Source organism: Streptomyces glomeratus, from assembly GCF_021462825.1.
GTDB classification, from domain to species: domain Bacteria; phylum Actinomycetota; class Actinomycetes; order Streptomycetales; family Streptomycetaceae; genus Streptomyces; species Streptomyces glomeratus.
Genome location: NZ_JAKEEB010000003.1, coordinates 289569 through 302440 on the forward strand (window position 1 = coordinate 289569; position 12872 = coordinate 302440).

11 protein-coding genes are annotated in these 12872 nt (G+C 70.9%); 4 read left to right on the forward strand and 7 right to left on the reverse strand.

Annotated features, from left to right (window positions below):
* Window positions 1-434: 434 nt before the first annotated feature.
* Together LZ604_RS05105 and LZ604_RS05110 are read left to right on the forward strand one after the other, a co-directional pair.
* A complete protein-coding gene (locus tag LZ604_RS05105) occupies window positions 435-4265 on the forward strand; it encodes a polymorphic toxin-type HINT domain-containing protein (protein ID WP_234512930.1) in 3831 nt (1276 codons plus the stop codon).
* The gene (locus LZ604_RS05110; RefSeq protein ID WP_234512931.1) at window positions 4258-4605 is read left to right on the forward strand and encodes a hypothetical protein; all 348 of its coding nucleotides are present in this window, start codon (window positions 4258-4260) and stop codon (window positions 4603-4605) included. The genes LZ604_RS05105 and LZ604_RS05110 overlap by 8 nt, the downstream gene beginning before the upstream one ends.
* Window positions 4606-4625: 20 nt before the next feature.
* On the opposite strand, the gene LZ604_RS05115 is transcribed toward LZ604_RS05110, so the two are convergent.
* Both LZ604_RS05115 and LZ604_RS05120 read right to left on the reverse strand, forming a co-directional pair.
* Window positions 4626-6386: a DUF8823 domain-containing protein gene (locus LZ604_RS05115; RefSeq protein ID WP_372482090.1), complete on the reverse strand. Its 1761-nt coding sequence runs from the start codon at window positions 6384-6386 to the stop codon at window positions 4626-4628.
* 239 nt (window positions 6387-6625) lie between these two features.
* Window positions 6626-7861, reverse strand: a complete 1236-nt coding sequence (locus LZ604_RS05120) for a cytochrome P450 (RefSeq protein WP_234512933.1) — start codon at window positions 7859-7861, stop codon at window positions 6626-6628.
* A 258-nt stretch (window positions 7862-8119) separates the two neighbouring features.
* On the opposite strand from LZ604_RS05120, the gene LZ604_RS05125 reads away from it, so the two are divergent.
* Window positions 8120-9289 carry a steroid 3-ketoacyl-CoA thiolase gene (locus LZ604_RS05125; protein WP_234512934.1) on the forward strand — a complete coding sequence of 390 codons (1170 nt, stop codon included), beginning with the start codon at window positions 8120-8122 and terminating at the stop codon, window positions 9287-9289.
* Window positions 9290-9332: 43 nt separating this feature from the next.
* On the opposite strand, the gene LZ604_RS05130 is transcribed toward LZ604_RS05125, so the two are convergent.
* Window positions 9333-9608, reverse strand: a complete 276-nt coding sequence (locus LZ604_RS05130; protein WP_234512937.1) for a DUF397 domain-containing protein — start codon at window positions 9606-9608, stop codon at window positions 9333-9335.
* Window positions 9568-10416: a helix-turn-helix domain-containing protein gene (locus LZ604_RS05135; protein ID WP_234512938.1), complete on the reverse strand. Its 849-nt coding sequence runs from the start codon at window positions 10414-10416 to the stop codon at window positions 9568-9570. Before LZ604_RS05135 ends, LZ604_RS05130 begins: the two co-directional genes overlap by 41 nt.
* 92 nt (window positions 10417-10508) lie before the next feature.
* Between LZ604_RS05135 and LZ604_RS05140 the strand changes: the two genes are divergently transcribed.
* Window positions 10509-10931, forward strand: coding sequence for an ATP-binding protein (locus LZ604_RS05140; RefSeq protein WP_234512939.1), 423 nt, complete (start codon window positions 10509-10511; stop codon window positions 10929-10931).
* 76 nt (window positions 10932-11007) lie between these two features.
* On the opposite strand, the gene LZ604_RS05145 is transcribed toward LZ604_RS05140, so the two are convergent.
* From LZ604_RS05145 to LZ604_RS05155, 3 genes are all read right to left on the reverse strand, one after another.
* Window positions 11008-11424, reverse strand: a complete 417-nt coding sequence (locus LZ604_RS05145; protein WP_234512940.1) for an aggregation-promoting factor C-terminal-like domain-containing protein — start codon at window positions 11422-11424, stop codon at window positions 11008-11010.
* Window positions 11425-11845: 421 nt separating this feature from the next.
* A complete protein-coding gene (locus LZ604_RS05150; protein WP_234512941.1) occupies window positions 11846-12400 on the reverse strand; it encodes a DoxX family membrane protein in 555 nt (184 codons plus the stop codon).
* A gap of 86 nt (window positions 12401-12486) precedes the next feature.
* Entirely contained in the window at window positions 12487-12834 is a 348-nt protein-coding gene (locus tag LZ604_RS05155; protein WP_234512942.1) for a zinc-binding dehydrogenase, read from the reverse strand.
* Between the last annotated feature and the right edge of the window lie 38 nt (window positions 12835-12872).

A 12872-nucleotide genomic window follows, 5' to 3' on the forward strand; every position in this document is an offset into this window, starting at 1 on the left:
CGGCGCCCCTGGCAAGGTCCGCACCGGACCGAAGCCCGGCGGAAGCAGCACCGTACCCGTCGGTGACCCGGCATGGGGCGACGTGGCGTGACCGGGCTGCCGGTGAAACGCCGGTCCTCGGCTGCTTGACGGGGACTCACGATCGCGCGGCGCGGAGGTCATTCGCGTCCGGCCTTTGTCCGTGAGCACCGTCCCCACGTGTCTCGCCTGTCCGGACACCCATCGCATGTTCCTCGCGCGGCGTCCGGCCGGCCGGCCGGGGGCCGCGGTGGTCGTCCGGACGGTCGTGAACGCAAGTCGGCGGCCGATCGGCGCCGACTACCGGCGGTTCTCGCGGAGCACTTCCGTGCGAACCGTTCAGCCACAGGTATGGAGGAGAAGAGACATTGGCAACCGGATTCCGGGTGGTGCCAGGTCGGCATGGCGTTGCGGCCATGCTGGTCGCCCTGGCGCTGCTGCTGGGAATGTACATACGGCCGGCAGTGGCCGACGGGCCCCCGACACCGGCATACGACAGAGCGGACGTTCTGGAGGTGTGGGAGACCGCGGGTCCCGGCGCGAAGAGGGCGGCCGAGGCCGCCCTGGTGGGGTCGGACGAGGACGTCCAGACGTTCATGAGCAAGGACCTGCCCGTCCTGGAGGAAGAGGATCTGCGGGTTCAGGTCGCCCAGGTCATGGCCATCGGCGGGCCTGGTGTGCGTGCGGCGGCCAACACCGCGCTGAGCGGCGGTGTCGAGCAGCTCAAGGCCTTCCTCAACGACGGCTTCGAGGCGCCCTACGACGAGGATCTGCGGGTCCGGGTCGCGCAGATCATGGCCAACGGCGGGCCGGGAGTGAAGGCGGCAGCCAGTAAGGCGCTGGACGGAACGCCCGACGACTGGCAGGCGTTCGTCGACGAGGGGCAGTTCCGTCCTCGTGAGGACGACAACCGGATCCAGGTCCTGCGGCTGATGACGGCGGGCGGCACGAACGTCAAGCAGGCTGCGCAGCAGGCGATGGACGGGACGCCCGAGGACGTCCAGGCGTTCCTGGACGACGGATGGCAGGTCGCCTCCGCCCGGGACCAGGAGACCTTGACGGTCTCTCAGCTGGCCGATCTGGCCGACCACGCCCAGAAGCAGGCCAAGGAGCTGACCGACACGGCCAAGGAGGAGGCGGCCAAGGCCGAGGCGGCCACCCAGCGGGCCAAGGAGGCGGCGCAGGTCGCGGCGCAGGAGGCGCAGGACGCCAAGTCCTCCGCGGGCAGGGCGGCTGCGGCCGCCTCGCGTGCGGCGGCCGCCGCGGACCGCGCGGCTCAGTCGGCGCGTACGGCGGTGTCGGCCGCTGCGGCGGCGAACGCGACGGCGCGGGTGGCCGCCAGTGCCGCCGCGCAGGCCGCGTATGCCGCGGGCCGTGCGGGCAGTGCGGCGTCCTCGGCGCGGTCGGCTGCCGCGGCGGCGGCCGGGGATGCCGCCCGGGCCAAGCAGGCCAGGGAGACGGCGGAGAACGCGCGCAAGGCCGCGGCCGGGGCCCGGAAGGCGGCGGACGCCGCCGACCAGGCGGGTATCGCCGCCGACAACGCGGCCAAGGCCGCCGGGGCCGCTGCCAGTGCCGGGGCGAACGCCGCCGCGGCCGCGGCCGCCGCGGCGGATGCGGGCCGGTGGGCCGGTGAGGCCGGTGCCAAGAGTGCCGAGGCCCAGGAGGCGGCGGCGCGGGCGCAGCGGCTGGCCGACCAGGCCACGCGGGCGGCCCACGCCGCGCAGGCCAACGCCAACCAGGCTGCGACGGCCGCACGGCAGTCGCGCGATGCGGCCAATCAGGCTGCTGCGCACGCCGAGGCTGCGGCGACGGCGGCGGACAAGGCCGCCGATGAGGCGGGCAAGGCGGTGGACGCGGCCAAGGACGCCACTGAGGCGGCGAACGAGGCGACCCGGGCCGCCGACGACGCGCAGACCGCTGCGGACCAGGCGGCGACCGTGGCCGACCTGGCCCGCAAGGCGGATGCCGAGCGTCTGGCCGAGCAGCAGGACGAGGACGTGCTCGCCGCCGAGGAGGCGAACAGGGAGCACGAGACCCAGGTTGCCCAGGCCGAGTGGGAGGCCGGCCGGATCCAGAAACTGGACGCCGAGACCCAGCGGCTGGTGCAGGACGCCGCCGCCTCGACGGACCCGCAGGTCACGGCGGCGAAGGGGCGGCAGGCGGCCGTCAACCTGCTGTCCAGTGGCGGTTCCTGGGTCAAGGACGCGGCGGAGACGGCCGTGACCGGTACCGATGCGGATGTGGCCGAGTTCGTGCGCAGCGGCCTGACCATCGCCCTGGAACAGGACGACCGGGCAAGCGTGGCGCACATCGCCGAGACCAGCGACAAGCCGGCGCAGCGGCAGGCCGCCCTGGACGTGCTGGACAAACCGACGGACCAGGTGCGGGAGTTCCTGCGTACCCGTGCCTACCCGGGCAAGGAGGACGACGACCGGGTCGCCGTCGGGCAGATCATGGCCCAGGGCGGACCGGGGGTGAAGGCCGCCGGCAGCAAGGCGCTGGACGGCACGGACGCCGACTTGCAGGAGTTCCTGGACGTCGGCCAGTACAAGGCGCGCGAGGACGATGACCGGGTAGCCGTCTCCCAGGCCCTGGCCGAGGGTGGTCCCGAGGTGAAGGCCGCGGCGCAGGCCGCGCTGAGCGGGCCGCCGGCCGGGCTGCGGTCGTTCCTGGAGGTCGGCCTGTACCGGGCGAAGCAGCGTGACGCCAACGCGGCCGCGCACATCGCCGAGATCAACACCCTGCTGATGGCGGCCTACAAGTCGGCGGCGCTCGCCTACAAGGACGCCGACGACGCGCAGAAGGTGGCCGCCGACGCACGCAAGGACGCCGCGAAGGCCATCGAGTGGGCGGACAAGGCGAAGCAGTCCGCCAAGCAGGCGTCCGACTACTCCGATCAGGCCAACAAGTCGGCGAACGACGCGGCCGCGTCCGCCGACCGCGCCGCCGAGTCCGCCAAGACCGCCAGGAACGCGGCCGCGGCGGCCCAGAAGGACGCCCAGTCGGCCGCCCACTCCGCGCAGCGGGCCGAACACTCCGCGGCCGTCGCATCGGTCTACTCCTCCCAGGCGAGCACCGCCGCATACCAGGCGGCCGCCTCGGCAAGCGCCGCGGGCAAGGACGCCACGGCGGCGGCGAAGGCGTCGTCGGAGGCGATGAAGATCGCGGCCGACAAGCTCGTGGCCGAGCTGAAGGCGCAGGTGCAGGAGGAGTCGAAGGATCCGAGCAAACCGCTCTCGGACAAGGAACTCCGGACGGCTCTCGAGAAGCGGCTGTTCGAGTTCCGCAGGGAACACGCCTTCAACGGCGACATCAAGTCGGGCGACACCATCCTCGTGTGCGGCGGTGACGGAGCCGGCGGCATGGGCTGCATCACCACCACCTACCTGGACCGCCTGATCGCCTGGTACGTGGGCATCGACCAGATCGAGAAGTGCTTCGACAAGTTCGACTCCTCGTGCGTGAAGGACCTCGCGCTGTATGCCCTCAAGCTGAAGTTCAAGAGGAAGTCACCGTGCAACAGCTTCGCGCCCGGTACCCGCGTCCTGCTGGCCGGCCGGCGGACCAAGTCCATCGAGGACATCCGCGTCGGCGATCGCGTCCTCGCCACTGATCCGCGGTCCGGTCGGACCGAGGCCGAGCCCGTCGAGGCGACCATCACCGGACGGGGCCTCAAGGCGCTCGTCGGTGTCACGGTCGGCGGATCGGCGGCCGGACGCGGTGGCACGGTCGTCGCCACCGACAAGCACCCCTTCTGGGTGACGGACGGCGGCGGCACATGGGTCGACGCGGCCCGCCTCAAGCCCGGCATGCGGCTGCGCACCGACACGGGCGGGCGGACCCGGGTCACCGCGACAATCGCCTGGACCAAGCCCGACCAGCGCGTCTACAACCTGACGGTCGCCGAACTCCACACCTACTATGTCCTCGCCGGGAACACCCCGGTACTGGTGCACAACTCGGGCAAGTTCTGCGGGCCCGACGCGGACGCCCTCAAGCACTGGGACCCGGCGACCTTCGGCAGCGCCGAGGAGACCGCGGTCTACCACCTCGACAAGCACGGCAAGGGCAGGACGCTCGCCGAGTACACCAAGGAAGCGATGGATCTCTGGAACAAGACCAAGGCTGAGGACCGCATCCCGTGGAAGCTGAAGAACGGTGACATGGGCTGGAAGATCAGGGGCGGTCTGTTCGGCGGAGAGGGCATCTACACCAAGGAAGGGAAGATCGTCACCTGGCATGACTGAGACAGCAGCCGAATTCCGTGCGGCCTTCGAGGCCTTCCGGGCCATGCCGTACCCCGACTATCCCCGTCAGGAGGAGCTTCGTGACTGGAATTCCCGTCTGCTGGAGCTCGACGGGTATGTCGCGGGGTACGCAACGCGGGTGTACGACCGGCGCCTCGGTGCCGCCGAGGTCCCGGATGTCGATGCGCTCGTGCTGGACGTGGAGACCCTCCGGCAGGACCTCGACGCGATCACCCCGGAAGGAGAGGACGACGCCGGACTGGTGAGCGACTACCGCTCCTACACGGAGGCGCTGGAGCGGATGGTCCGCCTGCTCGGGTCGCTCGCCCGGACGGCCTGATCGCCGGGGGCCGCGGGTCATCATGCGATGAACTGCGGCCCCCGTGGGGGCGCACAGCCCGATATCCGGGTAGGAGGCCGCCGTCGCGGCGGGTACTCGTGGACCGGCTGGGACGACCCATGAGTACCCGGGGCGGCAGGCGCTCCCGGGGGAGGTCGGCATTCTCCCCCCTCCGGTTCCGATCCGTACTCCGAGCCGATCCGGAAGACGCCCGGTGCGCTGACCGTCAGCCGGGTGAACTCGCCGTCCCTGGTGAGGCAGCCGCCGTCGGTGTGCAGCCACGGCGAGTAGGCGACCCGTACGGTGACCGAACCGGGCCGCGGCATTCGCACGTCCATCCCGGCGCTCGCGGTGCGCAGGACGGTCGCGGGCACGGTCGCCAGCGGCACGGCGTCACGTACCCGGTACACCCTCCAGTACGCGTCCCGCCACACCGGCTCCAGCCAGGCCGGACGGTGCTCGCGCACCAGCCGCGCCTCGTCCTCGGCGTATCCGTCCGGCCTGCCCGGCGGCAGGACGACGAACCCGACCGCCCAGCGGTCCAGCCACCGGCGGTAGGCAGCCGCCGAGAACGTGCCGTCGTAGAAGAGACGGCCGCGCTCCATGTCGAGCTGCCGGTTCCAGCCGCGTGCCAGGTTCATGTGGGTGGCGAGGGCGGTGGCCTCGCGGTGGTTGCGCGCGGGGACGGCCTCGACCCGGGTCCGGTCCGCGCCGAGCCCCTCCAAGGCCCGCAGCACCCCGTCGGTGTCCGCCGCCCAGGCCGGCACGGCGGTGGAGACCCGTAGATCGCTGACGGTCTTACGGCCCACCCAGATGACGGAGAAGACCAGTGCCGCGACCAGCAGAACGCGCCGGGGCCCCCGCAGCCGGGGCGCGGTCAGCAGCACCGCGAGCAACGCCGCCGGTGCGAACAGCTCCGCGAACCGCTCGACGTTCGTCCCGACGGGCGAGGGGATCAGATACACGAGCACGGTCCCGGCCGTGTACACGACCCCGCTCCGGCGCGCGACCCGCCAGCCGCGCGGGGCCGACGCCGCCACGGCCAGCCCCAGCAGCGCCGGCTGCCAGACGCGGTCCGCCGACATCGGCTGCTCCCCGGTGAAGGGGAACAGCAGGGTCGTGGTGGCGACCACCGCGCACGGCGGCACCAGCAGCACCAGGGCCCGCCACCGGTCCCGTACGTCCAGGAAGCCGGCCCCCACCACCGCCAGGAACAGGCCGGCCACCGGGCTCGCCATGGTCGCGAGCGCCGTGCACACCGCCGCGGACACCAGGCGCCGCTGCCCGGTCAGGAGCACACAGCCCGCCAGCCCGAAGGCGACGCCCAGCGCGAACGTGGTGCGGCCCGACGCCACGTCGCACCACAGCGCCAGCGAGGCCAGCAGCGCCGGACCGAGCGGTCCGCGCACCCCGGTGCGGACGATCAGCACCGACGCCAGCCAGGAGGAGGCCACCCCGGAGACCACGGTGACCGTGCGCACACCGAGGGCGGCCATCAGGTAAGGGGAGATCAGGCTGTAGTTGGCGGTGTGCATCCCGCCGTACCAGAAGAGGTTGTACGCCGATCCGCCCTGCTCGGCCGCGAACCGGGCCCACGCCTCCTGGGCCGCGAGGTCGCCTCCTCCGGTGGCGAGGAACAGCCACCACACCGCGTACAGCGGCAGGGTGGGGAGCGTGGCGAGCAGCGGGATCCGGTGGCGCGCCCGGAACGCCCGCAGGCGCCGGTTCCGGAAGACGGACGTGTCCTTGGGCCGGACCGGCGCGAGTGCGGCAGGCATCACGGGCACGTGTTCCGTTCGTTCCGTTCGTCGGCGTCCGCGCAGGCGTCGGCGTCGGCGTCTTAGGCGATGGCAGGACGACTGTGCCTCTGAGGAGACGCGGAACGGAAGAAGGACATGCGCCCGTACGGGTGCTGGTGCGCCGTACGGGGCGTGAAGGAGGCAGGGGCGGGCGTAGGGGGAGTGCCCCTGCCTCCCACGGGACGGGCCGGCGGCGCCGGGAGGCCGGCGGCCCGCGTCTGTCAGCCCGCGGTCACCCGGAGTTCCTTCACCCCGTTGATCCAGGCGGAACGCAGCCGGCGCGGGTCGCCCACCGGCGCTATGCCGGGCATGGTGTCGGCTATCGCGCCGAAGATGAGGTCGATCTCCAGCACGGCCAGGGACTTGCCGAGGCAGTAGTGCGGGCCTCCACCGCCGAACCCGAGATGCGGATTGGGATCGCGGGTGATGTCGAAGACGTCCGGGTCGTCGAAGACCTCGGGGTCGTGGTTGGCCGAGGAGTAGAAGAGACCGATCCGGTCGCCCTTCCTGATCCGCTTGCCGCCCAGTTCCGTGTCCTGGGTGGCGGTGCGCTGGAAGGAGACCACCGGGGTCGCCCAGCGGACGATCTCCTCCGCGGCGGTCGACGGGCGCTCCCGCCGGTAGAGGTCCCACTGACCGGGATGGGTGAGGAAGGCGTGCATCCCGTGCGTGATGGCGTTGCGGGTCGTCTCGTTGCCCGCGACGGCGAGCATCAGGACGAAGAAGCCGAATTCGTCGGAGCCGAGGTTGCCCTCGTCCTCGGCGGCCACCAGCGTGGTCACGATGTCCTGGGCCGGGCACCGCTTGCGCTCGGCGGCCATGTTCATCGCATACGCGATGATCTCAGTGGCCGACTCGGCGCCGACCTGCTCGGTGATGGCGTACTCCGGGTCGTCGTACGCGATCATCCTGTTCGACCAGTCGAAGATTTTCGCCCGGTCCTCCTGTGGCACGCCGATCAGCTCGGCGATGGCCTGGAGCGGCAGTTCGCAGGCGACCTGGGTGACGAAGTCGAAGGGGCCCCGGTGCTCCCGGGCCCGCTCCACGATGGCCTGCGCCCTGGCCCGGAGCCGGTCCTCCAGCGCGCGGATGGCGCGCGGGGTGAAGCCACGCTGGACGATCTGGCGGACCCGGGTGTGCTCGGGCGGGTCCATGTTCAGCAGGATGAGCCGCTGGGCGTCGATCGCCTCGCGCCGGATGTGCTCGTTGAAGCGGATGATCGCCGTGTTGAGGCAGGAGGAGAAGAGCTCCGGGTGCGTGGAGACGTACTTGACGTCCGCGTGCCGGGTGACGGCCCAGTAGCCCTCGTCCGTGAAACCGGCCAGACCGCGAGGCTGGGGGATCCAGCGGACCGGTTCGGTCCGGCGCAGCTCGGCGAACTCCGGCAGGGGCACACGGTGGTGCAGCACGTCCGGGTCGGTGAAGTCGAACCCGTCGGGCAGCGCGGGACAGGGCATGGGACACCCACCATTCTGACGGCCCATCAGGAATTGCCGTGAAGGTAGTAACGGGTTCTACAAGCCGCAAGGGGTCCAGCACGCCCAATTGCGTGCGGAACTCGTGCAGATCACGACTTCGGAGACTGCACGACCCTTGCGGCCTTGACGGCCGGGTCAGCAGACTGCAAGCAGAACTAGAACGCGTACTAGTTCTGCGTGGCGGGTGGGCCGGGACGCCCGCGCCGCGCGGGTGACCGAGGAGAGGACGAGCCCCCCATGGCCGCGGAACCCGTGATCGTCGAAGCCGTTCGCACACCCATCGGCAAGCGCGGCGGCGCGCTCGCCAATCTGCACCCCGCCTACCTCCTGGGCGAGACCTATCGCGAACTCCTCGGCCGCACCGGCATCCCCGCCGACTGCGTCGAGCAGATCGTCGGTGGCACGGTGACACACGCCGGCGAGCAGTCCATGAACCCCGCACGCACCGCATGGCTGACCGTCGGGCTGCCGTACGAGACCGCGGCGACGACCGTCGACTGCCAGTGCGGCTCCTCCCAGCAGGCCGCGCACATGGTCGCCAACATGGTCGCGGCGGGCGTCATCGACGTCGGGATCAGCTGCGGCGTCGAGGCCATGTCGCGGGTGCCGCTCGGCTCCGGATCGAAGCATGGCCCGGGCAAGCCGTTCCCAGACGAGTGGAACGTGGACCTGCCGAACCAGTTCGAGGCTGCCGAGCGGATCGCCCGGCACCGCGGGCTGACCCGGGAGAACGTCGACGCGCTCGGGCTGATCTCGCAGGAGCGCGCCGCCGTCGCCTGGTCCGAGGAGCGGTTCAAGCGCGAGACGTTCGCGGTGCAGGTGCCGACGACCGAGGAGGAGCAGCGGGCCGGTCAGGGCATGTGGCGGCTGGTCGACCGGGACGAGGGGCTCCGGGACACCTCGATGGAGGCGCTGGCCGGGCTCAAGCCGATCATGCCGACGGCGGTGCACACGGCGGGCAACTCCTCGCAGATCTCGGACGGCGCGGCCGCCCTCATGTGGGCGTCGAAGCGGATGGCGCGCGCCCTGAAGCTGAAGCCCCGGGCGCGGATCGTGGCGCAGGCGCTGGTGGGCGCGAACCCGCACTTCCACCTCGACGGCCCGATCGACGCGACGAAGGCGGTGCTGGGCAAGGCCGGGATGTCGCTCACGGACATCGACCTCGTGGAGATCAACGAGGCGTTCGCGTCGGTGGTGCTGAGCTGGGCGCAGGTCTTCGACCAGGACCTGGAGAAGGTGAACGTGAACGGCGGGGCGATCGCACTCGGGCACCCGGTCGGGGCGACGGGGGCCCGGCTGATCACGACGGCCCTGCACGAACTGGAGCGCGCGGACAAGGAGTTCGCCCTCATCACGATGTGCGCGGGCGGCGGGCTGGCCACGGGCACGATCATCCAACGGCTGTAGCGATTGGCGGATTCGGGCCCGGGCGGGTGGCCCCGACTGGGCGTCAGCTTGCGGCTGACGCCCACTCGACGAACGTGGTGAACGCGGCGGGCGGGAAGGCGAGCGTCGGGCCCGTGGGGGTCTTGGAGTCGCGTACGGCTACGGTGGCGCACGGGGCTTCGGCGATCTCTACGCAGTTGCCGCCCTGGTCGCCGCTGTACGACGACTTGCGCCAGGCGAGGCCGCCGAGGGGCGCGCACTCTACGCAGGAGCCGCCCTGGTCGCCGCTATAGCTGGACTTACGCCACTGGATCCCCGTCAGAGTCGCGTTGCTCTCCATAGCGTTCCTCCATCACGCGCCGGATCAGCTCCGCCGAGTCCCTAAGGGAAAGTGCGGCGGCCTGGAGGTGATCGTAACGGAGCGAGCAGTCCTTGACGGTGTCAGGATTGGCGGTCGGATGCCCGCTTCCATAGCCCTCCGTGTACACGATGTCCGGATCGTTGGTGAAACGGAACAGATCGAACGAGCCTTGCGAACCGGCATGCGCCCCGGCCGAGAACGGCAGTACCTGGATGTTGATCCGGGGGTTGCTCTCAAACGATGACAGGCGAGCCAGTTGCTCCCGCATGACGCTTGGACCACCCGTCTCCTGGTGCAGCGCGGCCTCACTGACCACTGCCCAGAACACAGGCGGCTCGCCCTTCTCGAAGATCCGCTGGCGCGCCAGCCGCACGGCGGTGCGGTCATCAAGGCCGGCCTGGTCCAGCGCTCCCAGTACTGCGCGTGCGTACCCGTTGGTCTGGAGCAAGCCGTGCACCAGGTGCGTATGGAAGGTGCAGATCTCCGCAGCCCGCGCCTCCAACTCCGCCGTTTGTTGAAACCAAGCCGGTAACTGGCTCCGCATCACCAGCCCGACCAGCCGCGAAAGCAACCCACCCGTCCCCAACGCCGCATCCACCCGTTCGCTGAACTCCGGTGTCGGCAGCTTTCTGGCCGTTTCGATCTGGCCCACCAGTGAACCGGTGTAGTTGATGATGTCCCCGAGCTGTCTCTGGGTCAGCCCCGCGGCCTCCCGGTGGCGGCGCAGCTCGAACCCGTAGTAGTCGAGCGGTGAGGCGCCCGGGTCGAGGACGTTGATGTGGCTCACGTACAGCCCCCTCTCGCACAACTCGGCCCACTGCGGCACCGGTTGTATCCCATCTGTAGCGCAGCGTAGTCGCGGCAGGTCAGCCTTGCACCGTGAACGACTACATTCCCCCCGCCCCGCTGGAGCCCCGCCCCACCCGGTACCGCATGCGCCTGACCGTCGGCGAGCACTCGGCGCGGCACATCCGGCGCGTCATCCGTTCGTTCCTGCACGAGTGGGAGATGGCGGAGCTGAGCGAGGCCGCGGAGCTGGCCGTGAGCGAGCTGGTCGCCAACGTCGTACGGCATGTTCCGGACCGGCGGTGCGCGCTGCTGGTGCAGCGGCGGGCGGCGGGGGTCCGGGTGGAGGTGACCGACGGGTTCGCCGGGCTTCCGTCGGCCCGGCGTGAGGTGCCCGAGGACGCGGAGGGCGGCCGGGGGCTCGTTCTGCTGGACGCGGTGGTCGACAAGTGGGGTGTGGAACGGGAACCCTCGGGCGGCAAGACCGTGTGGTTCGAGTGCCTGGCGCCCCGCTGAGACGTGTCCGGACACGCCGAAGGCGGCGACCCCGGGATGGGGGTCACCGCCTTCGCAGTCACAGCGTCCGGCGCTATCAGTACCAGTGGTGGGTGGACCAGAAGTTCCACGCGGCGGCGGGGCTGCCGTAGCGGGAGTTCATGTAGTTCAGGCCCCACTTGATCTGGGTGGCCGGGTTGGTCTTCCAGTCGGCACCGGCGGCCGCCATCTTGCAGCCCGGCAGAGCCTGGACCAGGCCGTAGGCGCCGGAGGAGGCGTTGGTGGCGTGGACGTTCCAGCCGCTCTCGTGGGTGACGATCTTGTTGAACGCTTCGAACTGCGTGGCGTCCGGGATCATCTGGTGCGCGATCGCCTTCGCGTTGGAGGCCGAGGTGGGCGTGGCGGCCTGAGCGGGCGCCGAGGTCATTGCCAGGCCGGCCGCGGCGGCGGCGAGGGCGGTGGCGGCGACGGCCTTCTTCGGGTTGGCGATGCGGCGGATGAAGGAGACGGACACAGAGAACCTTTTCGTCGGGAACATGGGCGTCGCAGACGTGCCGGAACCACGCGGAGGCGGTGGGGGGCATACGCCGGCGCCGCGACCCGTGTGGGTTCGTGGCGCCCTGCGACGTCATCCAGAGAAGCAGGCGAAGAACTCGTCCGCAATGCCCCCTTTTACTAGTTGTGGTCGCATCCGCGGTAAAGGTGCTCTGTGTGACGTGGCTCTCAATCCCCAGGTCAGCCCCCCAATTGACGCGCGCATGCCTTGGCTTCCGGCTACGGCCTCGGGCCGTAGGTGACGGTGGTCACGTGGGGCTCGTCACGGTTTGCGTGGCAGACGGTTGACAGTGCCTATACGGGGAGGAATCAGACAGTGTGAGCTGGGCCGCACGAGAGGGGCGTTCGATGTGACCGGCGTCGCACGTGGGCGAGGGGCTTCAGAGGCTCAGCGTGATCGCGGAGGCGATACCGCCGAGGCCCAGGGCGACGGCGGCCGAGGCCCAGCCACCCCTGCCCCAGGGGAAGAAGCGGTCGACGGACAGACGGCCCGGACCGATGGCGGCGACGGCAAGGGCCGCGACGGCGATGCAGACGCTGTACTCCACACCGCCTTCCGTTTCCCACAGGCCGTTGGCTGCGGTGACGGCCACCATGGCGTTGATCATCACGCCGATCAGGGCGGCGGCCGCGAGAGGGGTGAGCAGCCCGATGGCAAGACCGAGGCCGCCGAGGAACTCGGAGAGGCCACCGATCACGGCGAAGGCCTTGCCCGGACGGAAGCCGAGGCCGGCGAACGCCTGGCCGGTGGCCGTCAGTCCCTTGCCTCCGAAGATCCCGAAGAGCTTCTGGGAGCCGTGTGCGGCCATCAGCAGTCCGAAGGTCAGCCTGAGGAGCAGGAGTCCCCAGTCGCCCGCCCATGACTGCGGCCAGGGTGGGCGATGGGCTGTCGGTTCCGTGGGAGCCGACGGCGGGTACGAGTTGCTCTTCGCCATCCGACTGCTCCGGTGAAGACGCCGTGAGGGCCTCTCACTCCAGCGTTTCGCACACACTCCGGTCGTGCACCTCGGCCCGGCGGCCCCTAGATCGTGAGGACGAGCTTGCCCTGCACTCGGCCGGCGTCCAGCGCCGCATGTGCGCCGGCCGCATCGGCGAGGGCGAACGTGGCCTCGACGTACGGACGGATCTTTCCGGCGTCGGCGAGTTCCGCGATTTTCTCCAAGGCGGCGTAGTCGGGCTCGGCGGAGACCACGGCGAAGCGCATGCCGAGTGCCTCGGCCGTCGCGAGGAGCTCCTCGCTGTCCTCGAGGATGCTGACGAGTACGCCTCCGGGGCGGAGCGCGCCGCCGCGTCCACGGGATTCACCCCCGCAGGCGCGCACACGCACCAGGACCTCGCCCGGGAGCAGGCTCGGCCGGTCGATGGCCACGGCCTCCAGCACCTCCGGCCCGCCGTGGCCCCACCAGC

Coding starts and splice junctions, on each gene's coding strand:
- LZ604_RS05105 (WP_234512930.1), top strand. CDS start 435: ATGCTGGTCGCCCTGGCGCTGCTGCTGGGAATGTACATACGGCCGGCA.
- LZ604_RS05110 (WP_234512931.1), top strand. CDS start 4,258: ATGACTGAGACAGCAGCCGAATTCCGTGCGGCCTTCGAGGCCTTCCGG.
- LZ604_RS05120 (WP_234512933.1), bottom strand. CDS start 7,861: ATGCCCTGTCCCGCGCTGCCCGACGGGTTCGACTTCACCGACCCGGAC.
- LZ604_RS05125 (WP_234512934.1), top strand. CDS start 8,120: ATGGCCGCGGAACCCGTGATCGTCGAAGCCGTTCGCACACCCATCGGC.
- LZ604_RS05130 (WP_234512937.1), bottom strand. CDS start 9,608: ATGGAGAGCAACGCGACTCTGACGGGGATCCAGTGGCGTAAGTCCAGC.
- LZ604_RS05150 (WP_234512941.1), bottom strand. CDS start 12,400: ATGGCGAAGAGCAACTCGTACCCGCCGTCGGCTCCCACGGAACCGACA.